Source organism: Humibacillus xanthopallidus, assembly GCF_006717145.1.
Classification (GTDB): domain Bacteria; phylum Actinomycetota; class Actinomycetes; order Actinomycetales; family Dermatophilaceae; genus Humibacillus; species Humibacillus xanthopallidus.
The window spans coordinates 864,254-883,361 of record NZ_VFQF01000001.1; the positions used below are offsets into that span (position 1 = coordinate 864,254).

Below are 19,108 nucleotides of genomic sequence, written 5' to 3' on the forward strand. Positions count from 1 at the left end.
GATGATGGTGCCGCTGTCGGCCCGAGTGGTTCAAATCGAGGCCGATCTTGGAGCGGGCGCAAAGCCTCAGTGGCGGTACGGCTCTGGTTGCATTGTCGCAGGCCGGACGGTTCTCACCGCCGGCCACGTCGTGGTGGGCGCGCAGCAGCTGACGGTGAAGGATGGCTATCGACTCGCGTCCCCTGCTTCGTTGCGGTTACTGGGCCCTCGAGACGGCCCGGACTTGGCCCTGATCGAGATCGACGATCCGGAGGCGTTGGGCATGGATCCGGACGGCCTGAGTGCAATGCCCTTGGCACGTGTCGACCGTGACAGTGCTACGGCGCAGGAAGTGACGCATTGCCACGCGGTGGGCTTTCCGGCGTTCACGCTAACGAAAAGCACGTCTGGTAAACCGCGTCGAGACAGCGTGGACGCGATCGGAACAGTGCCGGTGCTTTCCTCCTTGGGCCGGGGCCTGTTGAGCCTATTGGTCATGCAGCAGCCCCGGCCGCTGCCTGACGAGAAGTACACGCTCGGGCAGTCGCAGTGGTCGGGGATGTCGGGCGGTCCGGTCGTGGTCGACGGGATGCTGCTCGGCGTGGTCGACGAGCACGCGCCGCGTGAGGGTCCAAGCGCGATAACCGCGGTACCACTGACCGCGCTAGAAGCCGATCCAACGCATGACGCGTGGGGCCATGGCGTGACCGACCCACTCGAGTGGTGGGTGAGGCTCGGCGCCACGGGCCTCACGGATCTGACGATTGTCCCGCGGCCCACTGATCGACAACACGAGTTGCCCCCAGCGGCCCCAGGACTGATCGACTTTGCCCAAGAGCGGGCGCGTCACACCGCGGTCATCGGCCGTGAGCCCGTGTTCGAGAAACTGCACACGTGGCTCGAGGAGGCGTCGCAGGGGTGGATTCTCGTCAAGGGCAGCCCGGGGACTGGGAAGAGCGCGATCCTGAGCGTCATGCTCGACCGACTGGAAGCGGCCTCCGGGACTGAGTCCGTGCCGCATCACTTCATCCGGCGCGGGCAGGGAAACTGGGATGAGCCGGACACCGTAGTGCGTAATCTAAGCGCGCGGCTGGAACGTATCTGCGGCTCACTCGGAACGGCGTCGGAGGGGGGTCTCGATGGGCTATACGGGCTCTTGGCTGAGGCCGCGCGGCAACAGCCGGATGGGCACAGGCTCGTTATCGTGATCGACGGCCTAGACGAAGCCGCTCTCAGTCCAGGCGAGAGCTTGGGCCGGTTTCTTCCGGCGTCGCTGCCCGAAGGGGTGTTCGTCCTGTGCGCTTCGCGCCCGAGCTACCCACAGCTGGGCTGGCTAGAGCAGCGGCCGGGGCTCCACGTCATGGATCTAGACGAGGCGCCTTGGAGCGAGCAGAACCGTCAACTCGTCAAGGCGTACTGGCGGCAGCGCGGACCGCTGTTCGCGCCCCCGCTCAACGATGAATCGATCACTGCAGCTGCAGATGCCGCGCAGGGCAACATCCTGCACGCGGTCATGCTGGCCGAGGTCTTTGCGGCCGACCCGACGATGCGCGACACGCGACAGATACCCGTTGGGTTCGAGGCGCTGCTCGAGGGGATGTGGCTTAGGCTACTTGACCTCGACGAGGAGATGTCACTGCGCGTGCTCAACGGACTGGGCCTCCTGGCCGTTGCAGGGCAGGCGCTACCGCTGTCCATCGTTGCGCGACTACTTGGGTGGCGTCATCCCGCTTACTTAGCCAAATTCAAGCAGTACGCGCTGCCCTTCCTGCTAGAAGAGGACGAGCGCTGGCACGGTGGCGAGGCGCGTTACCGGCCGTTCCACGAATCGACGCGCAGTTTCCTGACCAGCGGCGACCGCATGTCCTCCGACCTTCGTCGCCACTGGCATGAGTTGCTCGCCGAAGAGCTAGCGACATGGCCGCCGGCAGAGGATGCGACTTCATTCGTACGTGAGTACGCGGCTCGCTGGGCTCTCCTGCATTCGGCGCAGGCCCAGGACTGGATGCGCGTCAATGCGCTGTTGGCCGATCTGAGCCATGGCATCGCGGCACTGGAGGCGCTCGGGCCGCAACTCATGCGCGCCAGACTTGCCGACATTCCTGTTACCGACGAGCCTGTGGGGCTAACCGAGCGGGCCAACGTGCTTGCGCGAACCCTGCGCCATGAAGGCCAGTGGCTTGAGTCCCATCCGCGAGAGTTTCCGAGCCTGCTTCACAACCGGCTCACCTGCATTGGATGGGAGCGCGACCGGATTCGCCAGCACTTCTCCGGGTTAGGCTCAGGCTGGGGGCTGGTGCAGGCGGTGGACGTCGGCGACGAGCTCGCAATCTTGCGCGGCCACACCAGCATGGTGCGGTCGTGCGACGTGGACGCCCTCGCTCGGTGGGGCGTGTCCGGGGGCTGGGACGGCACACTGCGAGTGTGGGACCTTGAGCGCGGCACGGCGCGGCTGGTCATCGCCGTCGATCCCCAGAGCGGTCGTTGCGACATCGAATCTTGCGCGATCACGCCGGACGGCCACCGGGTCGCGTCGGCATTCAAGGCGGTAGGACCCGGGCCTTCGATGAACGTCCGGGTGCGGGCGTGGCGGGTGGAGGACGGCAGGTCGTTGCTCGACATTCCGTTCCCCCCCGATGAGGACACGCCGCGGGTGGGCTTTGCAGACAACGAGACGCTCGTTGTCTGCCGGACCTCGGGAGACGTGGAAGTCCATCACCTGGACCAAGGAACCAAACACTCGCTGCCACCGGGAAGCCCATCGGTTGGCGATATGGACATCGATCCGAATGGCGTGTTGCTGGCGACGACTACGGACGTTGGCTGCTCTGTACGGCGGTTGAGCGACGGCAGCGAGGTCTGCACGGTGCCGCTGGAGTCTGACAATCCGATTCTGTGCTCCTTCAGCCCAGACGGTCGGCATGTGGCCGTCGTGACCAGGGGCAGCGCTGTGGTCGCCCAGGTGGCCGATGGCTCGATTCACTTCCGCGCAGCCGGGCTCGGAGATGGGGTATCCGACTGCTGTCTGCTCGACGAACGCCGTGTGATGTTCACATCGGAGTGGGGTTGCGAGCTGGTTGTTTGGGACATGAAGCTCGACCGCGCGCTCGTTCGCTACGGCGGGCATACGTACACGGTGGACTGCTGCGCGGTGACACGTGACGGAGGTCACGCGCTGAGCGGCGGTGGCGACAACACGGTGCGGCTCTGGTCGCTCGACGGCCGGGTGCAGACGATCCGGCCCGATCGCCACGCCAAGTTGGTCTACGGTTGCACCGTGGACGCAGACGCTAAGTTCGCCTGCTCGGCTCCTCAAGATGAGCGTCCAGCAGTGTGGGATGCTCGCACGGGCACACGCCTTATGGCGCTCCCCACGGATGTGTCCTACGGCTTCGTCCAGTTCTGCGACTTCGGCGGCGCCCAGCGCATCGCCACGTTGGGGAGAGTTCTACGGGTGTTCGATGCCGAGACAGCGACACGTGTCTGGGAGGCTGAGGTCCCCGTTCGAGACAAGTACGGCGAGGTGTCGTTCCTTACCAGCGGCCGTGACGCAGGGCGGCGCGGGGGCGCGGCCACTTCCAGCCGCAGCCACTTACCGCTTCTCTATGCGCGTACGCACGTGATCCTCTGGGAGCGCAGCGGACTGCGGCCGGTGGATCTCGGGGGCGAGCCCAGGGTAGTGAGCCGGTTCGACGAGGAACGGGCACTAGCGGTGCTACAGGACGGGAGCCTCAAGGTCCTCGACCTTGATGGCGTTGGCCAGTCCGAGTCAGTCGCCTCGGGCGTCCTCGGCTGCGTCGGCTCGCCCAGTAGGTTCGAGCTCTATGCGCTGATGGACGATCACAGCGTCCGCCTCCTTGACGCCAGCACTGGAGCGACCCTCCAAGTGCTCGGAGAGGTTGAGCACGCCGACGTCTTCCTACTGATCGACCCAGACGAGTCGGCGGTGTGGGCGGTTAGGCGGCCTACCGACTGGAGCACGAGCTGGAAAGACCGTGAGCGGCAGGACCTTACCGTCTTCGCGCTCGACGGCTCCGGCGCCGTCCGGCGCGCTGAGATGACCGGGCACCAAGTGTTTGGCACGTGCTTTCTATCCGGCCAACTGGTGACAGCAGGCTGGGACGCAACTCTTCGGATCTGGGACCCTCACGGGGCCCTACCGTGCGCCACTATCGCAGGCGCGTCCCCCTTCCGGTGCGTCGACGCAGCGAAGGACCGGATCGTTGCCGGCGATCAGCGCGGGAATCTTTGGTTTCTGGCGCCAATGGCAACGCTGTATACCTGAGGCCACCAATGAGTACCTCGCTGCCAAGTCTGACCCGAGCCGTACGCTTTAGTGTTCGGCCAATCGGTGCCGGTCGCGCTGATGACGTCGCGGGCAGTGTCGGTGAGGGGGTCGGCCGCGGTGTGCTCGTGCCCGGCGATGGTCAGTGTCCCGTTCCGGGTCTGATGGAGGCTCTCATTCCACGGAAGGATGAGAGTCTTGCCAGCACCGAGGAAGTACCCGGAGGAGCTTCGGGAGCGAGCGATCAGGTTGGCCGTCGACCTGCGGCGCGATCCGGACACCAAGCAGGGGGCACTGCAACGGGTCGGCGAACAGCTCGGGATCAACCCGGACACGTTGCGTAACTGGGTCCAGCAGGCCGAGGTCGACGAGGGGCACCGTCCAGGCGTGACGTCAGCGGAGGCGAAGCGGATCGCCGAGCTCGAGCGTGAGGTCAAGGAGCTGCGCCGGGCCGGCATGAAATCAGCATCCGCCCCCCTCAAAGGCAGAGAGCCGGGTAACCCGAGGGGTACTGCCAGGGGGTTGGCTCGCGCCGCTGAGCCTCGATCACGCGAAACGCCGGGACGGTCGGCGGCGTCGTGACCGGCAGATGCCCTCTGCCGGGTGGAAGAGCCGGCAGCCCCGTGGGGCTCGGCGCGGGCAGCCGACCCGGGTGCGTGCCGGACCCCGTCGACCAGGGCCCGCAGCGGAAGTCGGCGCGGCCGTCCCGGGGCAAACCGCTAGGCAGCAGCGGCTCCAACAGCGCCAACTGGGCGTCGCTCAGGTCATGGCGCGACGCGGCGGATATCGTGGACACGAGGCCTCCGGCAGCGGCGTGGGATAGGCCCTAGTCTCCGAAGGTCTTCGTTCTCACAGCGCAAAGGGACCAAATCTTGAAAAGCCCAACGCGCCACGCGAAATGGGACCAGACTGGTTTGTCAGGATTCGTCGACGGGCCGGATACGGCCGCCCGCTGGTGCACGTTCCATCTCCGCGCTGTGCGAATGGAGGAAGTCCATGGCCACACTCGTCGTTCCAGGAGTCCATGTAGAGGCGCGGTTCGATGTGCTGCCTCCGCTCCCCGCGCCGTCTGGGGTCGTGGGGGTCGCTGCGATCGTCGACCGACCACCACCTTCATCCAACCTGCTCGTCGGGGTCACCCGAGTGGCAGAGGTGGCGACCGTGCTCGGACCCGGTACAGCGGCATCGGCCCCCGAGATCATCCACGCGCTCGGCAACGGCGCGTCGGAGGTCGTCATCTCGGCAGTGAACGGCGGCAGCGCGGGCAGCCGTGCCCTGCTCAACGCCGAGTCGAACCCCGCAGTCATCCTGCGTGCCCGGTCCAACGGCACGTGGTCCCAGGAGGTCGCCGTCGACGTCCGGTCGGTCACAAACTCCGACGGTGATCCCGTGCGGGTGAGCCTGCGCATCTTCCGCTCCGGACAAGTGGTCGAGGAGTTCCCCGACCTCGTCGTGGAGGCGGGCAGTCATCAAGATCTGTTCGACACGATCAACACGCGCTCAATTTACGTCGTCGCGCTTGACCCCAGCCTGGGCGGTGCGACCCCCGCCCCGGGGAGCTACGTCCTACCGACCGATGGCTCGGGCGTCGTGGTCCCCGTCGAGAACGCCACCGACGAGCTGTTCACGTTGTTTCCTGAGCCGGGAGTCGACCCGACAGGCGTTACGGTGCAGATCGAGTCGCCTGCCGGAGACAACGTGCGTGTGCGAGTCTTCAGAGACGGGGCGCAGCAGGAGGAGTTCTCCCGGCTGACGATGAACCCAGACTCGGCGAACTATCTGCCCGCCGTGCTTCTGCGTGACAGCGCGACCGTCCATGTACGACAGGCTTCGTCCCTCGCCGGCGCCGACCGGTTGCCCGCGGCAATCACACCGACGTCGCTCGCCGGTGGCGTGTCGCCTAGCGCCAACGACTACCAGGCGGCCATCGACCGGCTCGGCGACGACTCGCGCATCAACCTGGTGCTGGCCTCGGTCGAGCCCACCCGCACGGATGCGCTGACGCGCACGGTGCACCAGTCCCTCGTGGCGCACGCGGTCGCACAAGCCGACGCCGGGTCGCCGCGCATCGCCTTCGGCTCCGTGACGCCGCCCGAGCAGCGTGACCTCGATCGGATCCGCGACCATGCGGCGGCCGTGCGCAACCGACGCTTCGTGCTGGTCAGCCCTGCCGGTGCCGCCGGCGCGGTGTGTGGTGCCATTGCCCGGACGAACCCAGAGGTCTCGCCGACGTTCAAGACGGTGCCACTCTTCGGTATAGCGGCGGCGGCATACAGCGAGAGCGAGCTGTACCGGCTACTCGGTCCCACGCACAATCTGGTGGTCGTGCAGCAGCGCACGGGACGCGGGGTGATCGTGCTGCGGGGGCTCGACACGAGCGGCGACCAGATCTCGGTGACTAGGGTGGCCGACGCCTGCGTCCGCGAGGTGAAGGCCATCTCGGAGAACTTCATCGGCGAGCTCAACTCGGCCGATGCGCGCACGGCGCTGCGCGAGCAGATCGTCGCCACGTTCACGCGCATGGAACGTGGCGGACAGCTCGTGCCCTCGACCGACGGGTCGGATCCGGCCTTCCTCGTCGATGTGTACTCGACGCAGCTTGACTTCGCCCAGGGCATCGTGCGCATCGACATCGCGGTCCGACCGGTACGAGCCATTGACTTCATCTACGCCACGATCCGCGTGAAGAACTGACGGGCAGCACTCACGGAAGGAACGACACCATGCCAACGGTCTTCTCCGCCAACGAAAGCGCTCTGATGGTCGATGGCACTCCCATCGAAGGGGTGCGCTCCGTCGAGTATCGAAGCACCGCGGCCCGCACCGACCTCTACGCGATCGGGAGCTCGGAACGGATCGGTGTTATCACCGGCGGTCGGAGTGTGGAGGGTCGGATCCGGGTCGCGTCGTCGGCGCCCGCACTCGACGCGCTGGTGGGCGACACCTTCTTCCAGATCGCCGCTCCGCTACGCCAGGGTGACACTGAGGTGACCCTCAGTTTCGACGAGTGCCTGCTCACCGAGAAGTCGTTCTCGATCGGCGCGGGAGGCCACGGCGAAACGGTCTACGCCTTCACGGCCACACGCGTGCGCGACGGCAGCTGATCCCTTGCCGGGCGCGGACGATGACGGGACCTGAGATGCCAGCCATCCAGATCATCAGCGACCGTGAGGAGATCGTGGTCGGCGACACCGCGTTCTCGGGCGGGGCCGCGACCGGTGGCGGGCTGTCCCTCGAGGGTCGCGTCGTCCGCCCGCTGACCCTTGCCGAGCGCGACGCTCTCGTCGTCCTCGCGACGACCACGACGGGCCACAGCCCCGCGCCGAAGCCCCCCTCGCAACTCGCACGTCTCGTGGCCCGGGCCGCGGCGCCCGGTTTCACGCCGGATGCGTCCGAGTCCATGAGGGCGGCGATCGAGGCCGTGGCCCTCCACTTGGCAGGGGCGTCCATGTCGGGTGCGCTGACGCGCACCTCTCTCGTCGTCCGGCGCTGCGTCGGAGCCGCTGCCGACGACATGCCGGCGCTCGAAGCCGACCTGCTCGCCGATGCGCTCGCCCCTGGCCTCACCGATGCAGGCTCAGCAGCCCAGGCCAATCGTGGCGATACCGGCTGGACAACGATCACCTACGCAATGCCGGAGACAGATGCGTCGCAACAGACGGACGAGTCGGTCTTCGCCACGCGCGACCGCCTGGCGGCCGCGCTCGTGCGTCGCGGGCTCGAGCCGCTCGACAAAGCGCTGATCGCCGGCCTCCTCCGCGAGGACAGCATTCGGCTCGACGCGCCCCGTGGTGACGCCGACGCCCGCGCGGAGACGGCAGTTAGCACGCGGGATACGACGTGGGAGCTGGCGGAGGCCACGACCTCCGAGGCGGCCAATACCTGGAGCGTCGAGCATCCGGATGGCTTGGGCGACGGCCGCTGGGAGCCTCGCCCGCACAAGGCCGCCGATACACGCTCCGAGCGCAACCGACCGACGCCAGACCGCTGGGTCGCCCAGGCGACCAGGCCGGTTAGGCCGCACTCTCCGGTCGCACCCTTCGCGCCCATCAGGCCCGGTTCGGCCGCCACCCAAGCCGAGTCTGACCCGTCGGTCGCACCACCGGGTCAGATCTGGCCGGGCGCGCGCCCGAACGACCCTCAGCCCGCCGGGCACATCGATCCAATGCCGCCGACGACCGGGCTGCCCTCACCCGCGGGCTTCGCCCACGGCACGTCCTCGTGGGAGTGGAGCGCCGCCACAGTCCTGTCGTGGCCGCAGCACCCCCGCTTCGGTCAGCGCACAGGCCCCCGGGCTGCCAGGTCGGAGGGCGAGCCGGAGAGCCCGCCTACGTCGGACTGGCAGGACCGTGCCGCGCGCGAGGCGCTCGACCTCACCGCCGCAGCGTCCGCACTCGACCGTGCGGCCGACCTACGGGGGCTGCCGCGATGACTGAGCCAGGCGCGCGCCCGATGCCGTTGCTCGGCGACATCACGCTCACCGCGGTGCAACGTGTCGACCAGTCGACCGATGCCGGCTTTACCGACGTGCCAGTGCTGGGACTGGAAGGTCACGCCCAGCAGCGCAGCGGCCGGCCGAGCCATCGTGTCGCGATCGCGGGCGTGCTCACGGGTGACACGGCCCTAAGCGACCTCGCGAACCTCCAGTCGTTGGCGACCTCGGGTGAGGAGACGACCTTCGCGGCGGACATCGTCACGGCGCTGGACCTCCAGCACGTGGTCGTCACCCACTTCATCGCGAGCGAGACAGCCGGGCGCCCGGGCGTCGTGGGGTTCGCGCTCGAGCTCGCCGAGAGCCCGCCTCTACCGCCGCCCGCGCAGTTGTCCGGGTTTGGTGGCCTGGACGACTTCGGGCTCGGCGACCTCGGCTTCGACACGGATGTCCTCGGCGATCTCGCCAATGTGGCTGGCGAGGTCGCGGGCGCGATCGACGGAGCACTCGACGCGCTCGAGGCACTCGATGCGCTCACGGGCTTGGCCGGCTTCGACTTCGGCGGCCTGCTTGACCCCGTAAACGACGTGACCGCCTCGCTCGGAGCGGTCGGCCAGCGGCTCGGCTCAGCAACCTCGTCGCTGTCGGAGCTGTTCGGGTCATGACCACGCTGACGACGGCCGCCACGGTCACTATCGACCGGCTCCGGTACACCGTGCAGATCCGTTCGGTGACAGCGGAGCTGGCGCTGCTGCCTGGCGTAAACCGGGGCGACGTGTTAATCGCGGCTGGAGTCGATGTGGAAGCGACCCCTGGCGTCGACGCGACCATCGAGCTCGACGGTGGCGCCGGGGCCGCCACCGTCATCACGGGCTCGGTCGAGCACGTCGACCGGCGCACGGGCGGGACGTTGGTGTCGATCACCGACGGAGGTGCGGCGCTTGCGCGAAAGAGGCCCTCGGAGACGTACAACGGTATGCCGGCGATGCAAATCATTCGCCAGCTCGCTCAGCTTGCAGATGTCGGCACCGGGCTGATCACGGCCACGCTCCAGACGGCGGCATACGTCGCCGATGCCCGCAGGACCGCGGCGCAGCACGTAGTAGCGCTGGCTGACCATTCCGGCGCCGTGGCCGCGATCGACGGTGACGGCCGGCTCACCGTGCTGCCCTGGCCAATGGGACAACCGACGGTGGCGATGCGACGGGATCGCGAGTTCACCTCGTTGACCGCGTCGTCACACCGGGCGCAGCACGAGTTCGCGCTCGTTGGCGCTGGCGGTTCGGGGGTCGCACTGGCCCCGGACGCCTGGGTGGTGAACGCCGATGCCGTCACGAACGCCGATGACCCAAGCCCCGGCCGCAGCTGGTGGCCCGATCCCGTGATGCGCACGCAGACCGATGTCGATCTCGGCAACAAGAGCGCGACCGCGCGTCGGGCGTCGGCCACGAGACGGCTCTGTGCCGAGTGCTGGCTGCAGCCCGCGCGTCGACCTGGCGACGTGGTGCAGATCCAGGAGACGGAGCACCCCGAGCACGAGGGCCCGTGGCTGATCACCACAGTCCGGCACGAGCTGAGGTGGGATCGCGGCAGCACCGCGCTGCTCGGCGTTTCCGGTGGCGACACGAGCGGCCTGCTAGGTGACCTCACCGGCGCGATCGGAGGCTTGCTGTGACTGACCTGCTGTACGACGCGGTGGCCCGGATCGCACGCCATGAGGCCAACGTCCGCTCGTGGGTGGCGGTCGGGATCGTCACAGAAGTCCACTCGACCGTGCTCGCCGCGAACGACCACTCCGTGAGTGTGAGGATCCGCGACACCCGTGTGGTGGTGCCGCGTATCCCGGTCGCGGTCGGCGTCCTCGGCTTCGTGGCGATGCCCGCCGTCGACGACGTGGTCGTCGTCGCTTTCGCCGACGGCGATCCGCACGCGGGCGTGGTGGTCGGGCGGCTCTATGACCGCGATCTCGCACCACCGGAGCACGGGGCCGGCCAGCTGGTGCTGCAGCTGCCGGCGGGTGCGAGCTCACCCAACATAGACGTCTTGGCCGACCCCGCAACGCCTGAGCTCACCCTCAAGGTCGGGGATACGACGGTCGAGATTACCGGCAAGTCGGCCACCATCACGATCGGCGACGCCGAGCTCGTCGTCGACGGCAACTCGCCCGCCGCCGTGACGGTGAGGGCCGGCGACGCGAGCATCGAGCTCGGGGCTAACGGCAACCTCAAGCTAGAGGCGTCGAACAAGTTGGAGATCAAGGCGAGCCAGATCACGATCGAGGGCTCCGGCAAGGTCACGGTGTCCGGCGGCACGGTGGAGGTGAACTGACGTGGGCCAGCCTGCCGCCACCGCCAACTCTCAGGTCGTCGGAGTCGACGCCCACACCGTCATGGTGCTGACGCCGGGAGGACCGGTCCCTTTGCCGCTGCCGCACCCGTTCAGCGGCGCGATCCAGAGCGGCACGGCGACGACGGTGAAGATCGGCGGCCAACCCGTCGCGACCCACGGCAGCGTCGCCGTCAACAGCCCGTCGCACGTCCCGACGCCGCCGGGCACCTCGTTCCAGACGCCGCCATCCAATCAGGGAAAAGTCGTCATGCAGTCGGTCACCGTCAAGGCGGGCGGCAAGGGGATCGCTCGCGTCGGTGACCAGGTGAGTACCTGCAACGATCCGGCCGACGCACCCGTGAGCACGATCGTCGGGCCGGCAGGGACGGTGATGATCGGATGAGCGATCCCTTTGGCACCGACCTCCTCGTTGTCCCGGGCCCGCCGACAATGGCCGCCCACGACGCGTCCGCGCTCGACCTTCGGCTCGGTGCGGGCAACGTCGACCGCGCACTCGAGGGTCCGATGCTGCAGTCTGGGGCCCACAACCTCGGGCAGGCTTTGATCCTCCGAATGCTTACGCCGCGCGGAACGCTCGCCGAGCTCGGGCACGCAGTCTACGGGTCGCGGTTACACGAGCTGATCGGGACGAACAAGAACGAGTCGAACCGAGCGCTGTGCAAGGCCTTCGTGCTCGAGGTGGTCTCCCAGGAGCCGAGGGTGCAGGACAAGGTCGTCGCGTTCGTCTTCGACATCGCGTCGGAGGGACCGTCGGAGCTGCGCTTCACGGTGACGGTTCAGCCGGTCGACGGATCGACACCGGTGACCATCGGACTGGGGGTCGAGCTTTGACAGCGACTCCCGACGGCTTCGTGCCCCGGACGTATCCCGAGATCGTCCGTGACGCCCTGACGACCCTGACCGGCGGAACCGTGCGTGAGACCGCAGTGGTCCCTCTTGGCGACGTCATCGTCCTCGCGCACCTCGCGGACCGGCCGATCCGGCGGGTCAGCCACCTGCAGGGCGAGATCGAGCTCCAACGGCCGGTTCGTGACGCCAACGGCGACGTCGTGCTCGACACCAACGGCGCCCCTGAGATGGAGACCGTCGGGGTGCCGTACCGCTTCACCGATGCGGACTTCGAGCTCGTGGCCACCGGTGCCGCGGGCGACGAGCACGATGCGATCCGGTTCCGGCCGACCGGACGCAAGCCGCCCGCCGGGTCGACGGTGACCGTGAACTACTACCCGACGCAGACGCGACCGACGCCGATCACCGATCTGAACGTCGGCTCGGTCGCGCGCACCATGCTCGAGTCCGTCGCCCGAGAAATCGCACTCGTCGAGCTGCTAATGGAGAACGTCTACCGCTCCGCCTTCATCGACACCGCGGAGGGATCGAACCTCGACAAGGTCGTAGCGCTCGTTGGGGTGAAGCGGCGTCCGGCCGGTGTGGCCACGACTCGGGTTCGCTTCACGCGCGCCCCCGGATCGACGGGGCAGATAACCGTGCCGACCGCGGCCGTCGTCGCCGACGCGGACGGCAACCGCTACGCGACCGTCGCACCACTCGTCCTCGAGCCGGGCGAGCCGTCGCGCGAGGTGCTGGCCGCAGGGATCTCCAAATCGACGCCTGCGGTCGCGGCGAACGCGATCGACCGCCTCGAAGTGCTGATCGCAGGCATCGCGAGCGCCACCAACGAGGCACCCGCGGCGGTTGCGGCGTCCGCGGAGCCAGATGACGAGCTACGCCGTCGAGCGCGCGGTGCCCTAGCCGTCGCGGCACGCGGCACGGTGCACGCGCTCAAGTTCGGTCTGCTGTCGATCCCCGGGGTCAAGGACGTCGCCATCACCGAGTTCCCGAACGGGGTGCCCGGCGAGATCCAGGTCGACGTCGCCTACGAGCGGCAGGGGGATGCCGACCTCGAGGCCGACGTGGTGAGTCGAATCGAGGAGCTGCGCCCCGCTGGCGTCCGCGTCATCACGGCCGCTGCGAGGATGGCGGACGTGAGGGTCCGGGTGTCGCTCACCCTCACCGGTGACGGCGTCACCTCGACGGAGCTCGCGAGCCTCCAGGAGGACCTCGAGCTGCGGGTCGTCGACCACATCCGCTCCCTGCCTCCGGGCGGCACACTGCGGCAGGCGCAGGTGACGCTGGTCGCTCTTTCCGACGCCCGGGTCGTCGACGCCTCGTTCGAGTTCGAGCTCGGCGGTCCTCCGTCCGCGACCGTCACGGCACCCACCGGTACTGTGCTGCAACCGGTCCGGCCCTTCAGCTTCACGGCGACGACCGAGACGGGGGTGGCTGGCCTGGGAGCGACGATCCAGCTCGACGCTCTGATCCCGATCCACCTCGTGGCGGGGGTCACGCTCGCCGAGGCCACCGCTGCTATCGACGCGGCCGCCGCCTCGTATGCCGCCGGGCTGACTGGCGGGGGGAGCGTGACCGTCGATGGCCTGATCGCCACGCTGCGCGACGACTCCCGGTTCGCGATCGTCCGTGCCGACGTGTCCGTCACCACCGAGTCGGTGGACCGGTTCATGCAGCTCGCCGACGGGATAGGCGCACAGGCAGTGGGTCCCGGCGACCGGCTGGTCGTAGGCGAGATCAGCGTCGACGTCCGCGAGGGAGGGGTCTGATGACACGCGCCACCGCCCTTGCGTCGCATCTTCCGCCGCTCTATCGCGAGGGTGAGCTCGTCGACGCGTTTAACCAGGTGTGGGGCGTCCACCTTGACGGCCTGGACGAGGTGTCGCTGCTGGTCCAGCGTGCGCACTGGATCGACGTCACACGTGACTTCGACGAGGCGGCAGCGATCGCCGCGCTGCTCGACATCCCTGCCGAGGAGTTCCACAACGACATCGACGAGTTCCGCGCCTGGGTCCATGCGATCACCGGCGCCCGCCTCCAGGCCGGAAGCGTTACCCGCGAGGCACTGCGCATCTTCGTCGACACCTACACGCAGGGTTTCCAGCGTGCCAACGCCATCGACATGGTCCCGGGAGTCGCTAGCTGGCAGACGACCGAAGACGCCACCGGCGCCGCCCTTGTCGAGAACCCGCACCGCTTCCGTTCCGCCCGGCTGCCGGCCGTCGGCGGCTGGGAGCCCCTCGCGCGGCTGAGCGTCACGAACGCCGGCATCGACCCGGTGCCATGGGCAGTCGTGCTCACAGGGCAGGCAGGGGGATCGGAGTATGCGCCCTTCATCGCCAACCGCGCGACGGGACAGGCCCTCGCGTTCCGCGGGGAGGTGCGCGTGGGTCAGCGACTCACGATCGCGCCCGACGCCGCGGATCCGACCCGCCTGCGGGCCTCGGTCGACGGCACCGATATGAGCCACCTGCTCGACACGTATGCCGCACTCGTGCCGGGCCCGCACGGACCGGGCACGAAGGCTGAGGTCAATGCCACCCAGAACCTCGCGCTGGGTGTGAACGAGTTGTGGTTCCTGCCGCTCGCGCATTACCAGACCCCCGGTCTCGGTCGATTCCTACTGGCGCTCGCCGATGACGCGCTGCGCACCGGCCGGTTCGACGAGACCCTCTACGACCACTCGATCTTCGCCCAGCATCCACAGATCTCGGCCTCGGTGGCCTGGGTCGAACACGAGCCGGCGAGCTTCGAGATCCGCCTTCCGGCGCAGGTCATGAGGACTGCGTCGGGGGGCACCGAGGTGGGCGTGAGCACCCGAGAACGGCTCGAGATGGCGCTCGACGCAGCGGTGGACCGGATCGCGGGCGTGGGCATCGCGACCGACGTGGTGCTCAGCCGCTACGGCGAGCGCCAACCCGGCGACGACCGACTCGTAGCGATCCTCCCGAGAACCGTCCGGGAGGTCGGGCCCACCGGAGGCGACCTCCTTCGGGACTCCGGTGCACTGTTCGACGTCACCGGCTTCGACGAATCGGTGCTGCGATGAGAGGACGTCAGGCGTGATTACCAGAACGCACAGCACGACGAGGGGCACGAAATGACAGCAACCCTTCACCTCCAGGTGACGGCGGGCGACGGAACCGTCGTCGACGAGCGCTGCGCCCACAACACCGTGATGGCGAGCGGTGCCCGGCTCATCGCGGACCTGTTCGCTGGCACGGGCTCGCCGATCACCCACATGGGTGTGGGCACGAGCGACGCCGCCCCCGACGACGTCAACGTGGCCGCGCTCAGCAACGCCGCCGACGGCGACGCCGCTCCGCTGGACGGTGCCACGCTCGGCGCGATCCCTCCTGCGGCTTTCGTGGCCACGATCGTCCCGGAGCGCCGCGTGGTGCAGGTCAGGGTGCGCGGGACGCTGCCGGCCGACGCGGCGATCGGACGCATCCGCGAAGCCGGCCTCGTCTCCCAGAGCGACTCGGGAAGCGTCCTCTACAACCGTGTGGTGTTCCCGCCCGTCGACAAGCGCGACGACCACGAGCTCACGCTGTTCTGGGAGATCGAGTTCCCGTTCGGCGACCTTCAATGGCTCAGCTGAAAGGAATCCCATGATGGCCAAGGCTTCGTTCGACATCCGGCTCGAGGGCTACGCGCCCGCAAACCGAGACGCCGTGGTCGAGCTCGTCAACCAGGCGACGGGCCAGCAGGTGACGCGCAAGCCCTTCCTCGACGGGTCGCTGCTCGTGCGCGATCTCGACCCCGGCAGCTGGGAGATGACCGTCCGCCACCCCAACCTCATCAACGCGATCGACCGTCGTGTGATTCGGCTGTTCCCGCAGCCGCTGCCGACGCGGGTACCGGTAATCGTGCCCCCGGACCTGTTCCGCGACACCCCGATCCGTGACATCCCCGACGCCGACCTGGCGCCGGTGCAGCAGACGGCGGCCGCCGCCGCGGCGAACGTCGCTCCGCTCGCTGGCAAGGCACCCGGCGAGGTGATCCGCGCGGAAGACTGGAACGTGCTGGCCGCTGCCGTGGCCGACCTCGCCCGGACGATCGGTGAGCTGACCCAGATCGTCTCACCGCGAGGTCACGATCACCCGGAGATCGCCGAGAAGATCGACGAGGTCCAGGGCAACATCCGCCGGTTTACCGACTCGTTCGGACGCAGCCTCCTCGAGCTGCGTCGCGAGATCGAGAGCCAGAACCTGCGCGCCAAGATCACCGACGTGCTCGACCGCGGCGGCGCGGCACCCGAGATCCGCGACCGCTTGCTCAGCCGGGTCGCTCAGCTCGAGGCCTCCACGCTCACGCCGACCCCGACGTGGACGAACACCATCGCCAACCATGGCAACGCGATGATCCGCGAGGTGCTCGACCTGGCCAACGCGCAGACCACCGGCGCTGACGACTTCCTCGCCACCCCAGAGGTGGCCACCACGATGACGATCCTTCAGAACTTCGCCGGAGCCGGCGGCCAGACGCAACCCGAGCAAGAGCTCCAGCTCTACCGCAGGGGCGCTGCGGTGGCTGGTCCGGCATTCTTCGGCGTGGTGCGGACCTAGGGGGAGCATGATGCCAACAGCTGCGGAGATCGAACGTCTCGATGCCCTCATCGGCCGGCTCGTGCCGTTGTCCAGCAAGCAGCGCGGCGAGCTGATCGCCGCCGACGACTGGAACCTGCTCGTCGGCGCCCTGATCGAAGTCGGCCGGGCCGCGTTGGGCGCACGAGGTGCTGACGAGGCCGTGCCCCCACACGAGCACCCGGACCAGGTGGGCATCGGCTGGCTCGACCCGCGTGTGCGGCAGCTCGTGACCGGGGGAGGCGTCAAGGACCCAGCGGTCGAGACCGAGTTCCTCAAGATCCGCCGCGACATCACCACGCTGACGACACGGGTGGACCGCGTCGGCACGGACGTCGACCAGTCACGGGTCCGCATCGACGAGGTGGCCACCAACGACCTCGTGCGAGAGTCGCTGCTCAACACGCTCAACCGCAAGGTGCTCGGTGCCGCGGACGACCGGGGCGACATCGCCGACCTGCGCGGCACGCTGCGCACGCTTCGGACAGAGGTCGGTCGGGCGGTCGAGGTCGGCGCGCGGCTCGAGCGCGACGGCGAGCCCATCGATGTCCCGGGCATGGTGGACCGCCTCGTTGCCGTCGAGGTGCTGCGCGACCGGCTGACGCGGCCGGACGGTGAGCTGCTCGACGCCTCTGCGCTGGAGATCAGGCTCGGCAAGCTGCAGAGCGGGCTGGTGACGCAGGACGAGCTGACGAACGCGATAGACGACGTCCGTCACGACCTACCCACCGGCGGCATCGAGACGGCGCCGATCCTCGACGCGGCGCGGCTCGCCGGCAGGGAGTCGGCCGCCGATGCGGTCGATACGCTCGGCTCCGGTCTGCGGTCCGAGCTGAGTTCCCGCTTCGCCAACCTCGGCCCGGTCGTCGCGACCGCCGTCGCCGAGGCCACCCAGTCATTGCGCGCCGACGTGCTGGCCGCCGCCCGCTCCGACCTGGACAGCGCGCTCAGCGCGGTCGACGCATCGATCCGGGCGGACGTCACGGGGCTCGTCGAGGAACGCATCTCCAGGACGGGGTCGGTCATCGACCAGCGGCTCGCCGGGCTCCCCGCCCTGATCGACGCGCAGGTCACCAAGCAGGTCGAGGGAAGGCTGGCGTCCTCACTGGCCTCTGTGACGGGCTGGCTCGACCGGCTCCAGCGTGACGTCGCCGTGCTCTCCGAGCAGACTAAGGCGAACCGCGACGCCATCTCGGGCGTCGACCTGCGGCTGGAGACCGCCCGGCGCACGGACTCCGCGGAACGCGCCAGGACCCGCTCCGAGCTGCTCGAGCGGATCGCGGGCGTGGAGGCGCAAATCCCCACGCGCGTCGCGACGGCCGTCGACGATGCGCGAGCCTCCCTCCGCACCGAGATCGACTCGTCCGTCGCCGCATCACGGCGTGACCTCGAGACGAGGCTCACGCAGGTTGCGCGTGACGCGGCCGCCACTGAGGTACGAGTCCTGTCTACCGGCATTCGCACCGACTTGACGACGCTGGTCCGACGCGAGGTCGACGTGAACCTCACGACGGCCCGTGGTGACATGTCCACCGAGATCGCGGGCATCAACCAGCGCGTCGCCGGAATGGTCAGTAACGAGGTCGCGAAGGCGACGGCCGAGATCCCGCGGCTCGTCACCAACGAGATCGACACCTTCCGCCCGGAGATCAACCGCATCGTCGACACCCGGCTGACCGCCGTCAACCGCGGACGCCCGCAGTAGGAGCGCAATGCTCACCGAGTTCGAGACCCGACTTGCCGACGTGCTGGGCTCCCGGCTGCCGGCCCCCTTCGGTGGGCGTGTGCGCCGACGCGCCGAGACGGCACCGAACGGGACCGGACCGGTGGTGCGGGTGGGCGTCGACGCGATCGAACCGCTCGACCCCGACCTCGGTTCCGTACGCCCCGAGGTGGTCGGCGGCTCGAGCGACCACCGGCGCATCGTGCGGCTCGGGGTGACGCTGGGGATCCTCGTCGAGCCCGAGGACGCCGGTGACCGCCTGCAGGAGCTGGCCGGCATCGACGCGCTCGTCCACGGGCTGCAGGACCCGGGCATGCGCACCGCGTCGCTTCTGGTGCAACCTGGCGACCAGGGCTTCCTCGTCGACTTCCTCGACATTATGCCCAGCGACCTGAGCGCCCGGAGCGCGCTACTGCTCCGCACGGAGGGCTGGTTCTGGCCGGTAGGCGTGGCGGGGCACACGGGCCGCCCCATCCAGCGTGCGTTGGTTCGCGAGTTCAGGTTGCCGATGCAGCTGTCGATTGCCGGGCCGATCCGGGCGGGGGGCGCGGACGTCGACCTCGACGTCACGTTCGGCGCAACGGGGGTGCTCGAGGTGACCCGTGGCCAGACGACGACATCACCCTTCGGCCTGCTCGCACTCCGGCTGTTCGACGACGGTGGAGGTCCCGGTGCCGGCACGCTCTCGGGCGGCCAGAGCGGACCCCAGGGATCGCGGCTCGTGACAGTGACCGAGGGGACTGCTTCGGTGACCTATGGGCCACCTGGCACGGCTGCGAGTGACCATCTCGTCGTGGCGGCATACGCCACCGACGGCAACGAGCGGGTCGGGATGGAGCTCGCCCGCTTCGACTTGGTGGTCTCCCGATGAGCCCCCCATCCGTACACGTCGGCGTGGCGCAAGC

The 19,108-nt window shown here is 68.7% G+C and carries 16 protein-coding genes; all 16 read left to right on the forward strand.

The features are described 5' to 3' along the window. Nucleotide 1 precedes the first annotated feature (1 nt). The 16 genes from FHX52_RS03895 (at nucleotide 2) to FHX52_RS03970 (ending at nucleotide 19,074) form a co-directional block, all read left to right on the forward strand. Nucleotides 2-4,264, forward strand: a complete 4,263-nt coding sequence (locus FHX52_RS03895) for an AAA family ATPase (RefSeq protein WP_141820081.1) — start codon at nucleotides 2-4, stop codon at nucleotides 4,262-4,264. Nucleotides 4,265-4,453: 189 nt separating this feature from the next. Further along, the gene (locus FHX52_RS03900; RefSeq protein WP_141820083.1) at nucleotides 4,454-4,846 is read left to right on the forward strand and encodes a transposase; all 393 of its coding nucleotides are present in this window, start codon (nucleotides 4,454-4,456) and stop codon (nucleotides 4,844-4,846) included. 579 nt (nucleotides 4,847-5,425) lie between these two features. Next, nucleotides 5,426-6,958: a phage tail sheath C-terminal domain-containing protein gene (locus tag FHX52_RS03905; RefSeq protein ID WP_185747071.1), complete on the forward strand. Its 1,533-nt coding sequence runs from the start codon at nucleotides 5,426-5,428 to the stop codon at nucleotides 6,956-6,958. Nucleotides 6,959-6,987: 29 nt separating this feature from the next. Next, nucleotides 6,988-7,368, forward strand: coding sequence for a hypothetical protein (locus tag FHX52_RS03910; protein ID WP_141820087.1), 381 nt, complete (start codon nucleotides 6,988-6,990; stop codon nucleotides 7,366-7,368). A 35-nt stretch (nucleotides 7,369-7,403) separates the two neighbouring features. Further along, entirely contained in the window at nucleotides 7,404-8,696 is a 1,293-nt protein-coding gene (locus FHX52_RS03915) for a hypothetical protein (RefSeq protein ID WP_141820089.1), read from the forward strand. 20 nt (nucleotides 8,697-8,716) lie between these two features. Further along, a complete protein-coding gene (locus FHX52_RS03920; RefSeq protein WP_141820090.1) occupies nucleotides 8,717-9,361 on the forward strand; it encodes a hypothetical protein in 645 nt (214 codons plus the stop codon). Further along, entirely contained in the window at nucleotides 9,358-10,371 is a 1,014-nt protein-coding gene (locus FHX52_RS03925) for a hypothetical protein (protein ID WP_141820092.1), read from the forward strand. Before FHX52_RS03920 ends, FHX52_RS03925 begins: the two co-directional genes overlap by 4 nt. Further along, nucleotides 10,368-11,024, forward strand: coding sequence for a phage baseplate assembly protein V (locus FHX52_RS03930; protein ID WP_141820094.1), 657 nt, complete (start codon nucleotides 10,368-10,370; stop codon nucleotides 11,022-11,024). The genes FHX52_RS03925 and FHX52_RS03930 overlap by 4 nt, the downstream gene beginning before the upstream one ends. 61 nt (nucleotides 11,025-11,085) lie before the next feature. Continuing rightward, nucleotides 11,086-11,427 (forward strand): PAAR domain-containing protein, encoded by a 342-nt coding sequence (locus tag FHX52_RS03935; RefSeq protein ID WP_221630462.1) that lies wholly within the window; start codon nucleotides 11,086-11,088, stop codon nucleotides 11,425-11,427. Then, entirely contained in the window at nucleotides 11,424-11,876 is a 453-nt protein-coding gene (locus tag FHX52_RS03940) for a hypothetical protein (RefSeq protein WP_141820098.1), read from the forward strand. The genes FHX52_RS03935 and FHX52_RS03940 overlap by 4 nt, the downstream gene beginning before the upstream one ends. After that, nucleotides 11,873-13,663, forward strand: coding sequence for a baseplate J/gp47 family protein (locus FHX52_RS03945; protein WP_141820099.1), 1,791 nt, complete (start codon nucleotides 11,873-11,875; stop codon nucleotides 13,661-13,663). Before FHX52_RS03940 ends, FHX52_RS03945 begins: the two co-directional genes overlap by 4 nt. Next, the gene (locus FHX52_RS03950) at nucleotides 13,663-14,943 is read left to right on the forward strand and encodes a hypothetical protein (RefSeq protein ID WP_141820101.1); all 1,281 of its coding nucleotides are present in this window, start codon (nucleotides 13,663-13,665) and stop codon (nucleotides 14,941-14,943) included. The genes FHX52_RS03945 and FHX52_RS03950 overlap by 1 nt, the downstream gene beginning before the upstream one ends. 51 nt (nucleotides 14,944-14,994) lie before the next feature. Then, entirely contained in the window at nucleotides 14,995-15,495 is a 501-nt protein-coding gene (locus FHX52_RS03955) for a hypothetical protein (RefSeq protein ID WP_141820103.1), read from the forward strand. 10 nt (nucleotides 15,496-15,505) lie between these two features. After that, nucleotides 15,506-16,462: a hypothetical protein gene (locus tag FHX52_RS03960; protein ID WP_141820105.1), complete on the forward strand. Its 957-nt coding sequence runs from the start codon at nucleotides 15,506-15,508 to the stop codon at nucleotides 16,460-16,462. Between the two features lie 10 nt (nucleotides 16,463-16,472). Then, entirely contained in the window at nucleotides 16,473-18,185 is a 1,713-nt protein-coding gene (locus FHX52_RS03965) for a hypothetical protein (protein WP_141820107.1), read from the forward strand. A gap of 7 nt (nucleotides 18,186-18,192) precedes the next feature. Beyond that, a complete protein-coding gene (locus FHX52_RS03970) occupies nucleotides 18,193-19,074 on the forward strand; it encodes a hypothetical protein (RefSeq protein WP_141820109.1) in 882 nt (293 codons plus the stop codon). Nucleotides 19,075-19,108: the final 34 nt, after the last annotated feature.

Bases quoted from the DNA above. Each gene is read 5' to 3' on its own strand.
- FHX52_RS03925 (WP_141820092.1), top strand. From the start codon at position 9,358: ATGACCACGCTGACGACGGCCGCCACGGTCACTATCGACCGGCTCCGG.
- FHX52_RS03965 (WP_141820107.1), top strand. From the start codon at position 16,473: ATGCCAACAGCTGCGGAGATCGAACGTCTCGATGCCCTCATCGGCCGG.
- FHX52_RS03900 (WP_141820083.1), top strand. From the start codon at position 4,454: ATGAGAGTCTTGCCAGCACCGAGGAAGTACCCGGAGGAGCTTCGGGAG.
- FHX52_RS03940 (WP_141820098.1), top strand. From the start codon at position 11,424: ATGAGCGATCCCTTTGGCACCGACCTCCTCGTTGTCCCGGGCCCGCCG.
- FHX52_RS03920 (WP_141820090.1), top strand. From the start codon at position 8,717: ATGCCGTTGCTCGGCGACATCACGCTCACCGCGGTGCAACGTGTCGAC.
- FHX52_RS03950 (WP_141820101.1), top strand. From the start codon at position 13,663: ATGACACGCGCCACCGCCCTTGCGTCGCATCTTCCGCCGCTCTATCGC.
- FHX52_RS03960 (WP_141820105.1), top strand. From the start codon at position 15,506: ATGATGGCCAAGGCTTCGTTCGACATCCGGCTCGAGGGCTACGCGCCC.
- FHX52_RS03910 (WP_141820087.1), top strand. From the start codon at position 6,988: ATGCCAACGGTCTTCTCCGCCAACGAAAGCGCTCTGATGGTCGATGGC.
- FHX52_RS03895 (WP_141820081.1), top strand. From the start codon at position 2: ATGATGGTGCCGCTGTCGGCCCGAGTGGTTCAAATCGAGGCCGATCTT.
- FHX52_RS03955 (WP_141820103.1), top strand. From the start codon at position 14,995: ATGACAGCAACCCTTCACCTCCAGGTGACGGCGGGCGACGGAACCGTC.
- FHX52_RS03970 (WP_141820109.1), top strand. From the start codon at position 18,193: ATGCTCACCGAGTTCGAGACCCGACTTGCCGACGTGCTGGGCTCCCGG.
- FHX52_RS03935 (WP_221630462.1), top strand. From the start codon at position 11,086: ATGGTGCTGACGCCGGGAGGACCGGTCCCTTTGCCGCTGCCGCACCCG.
- FHX52_RS03915 (WP_141820089.1), top strand. From the start codon at position 7,404: ATGCCAGCCATCCAGATCATCAGCGACCGTGAGGAGATCGTGGTCGGC.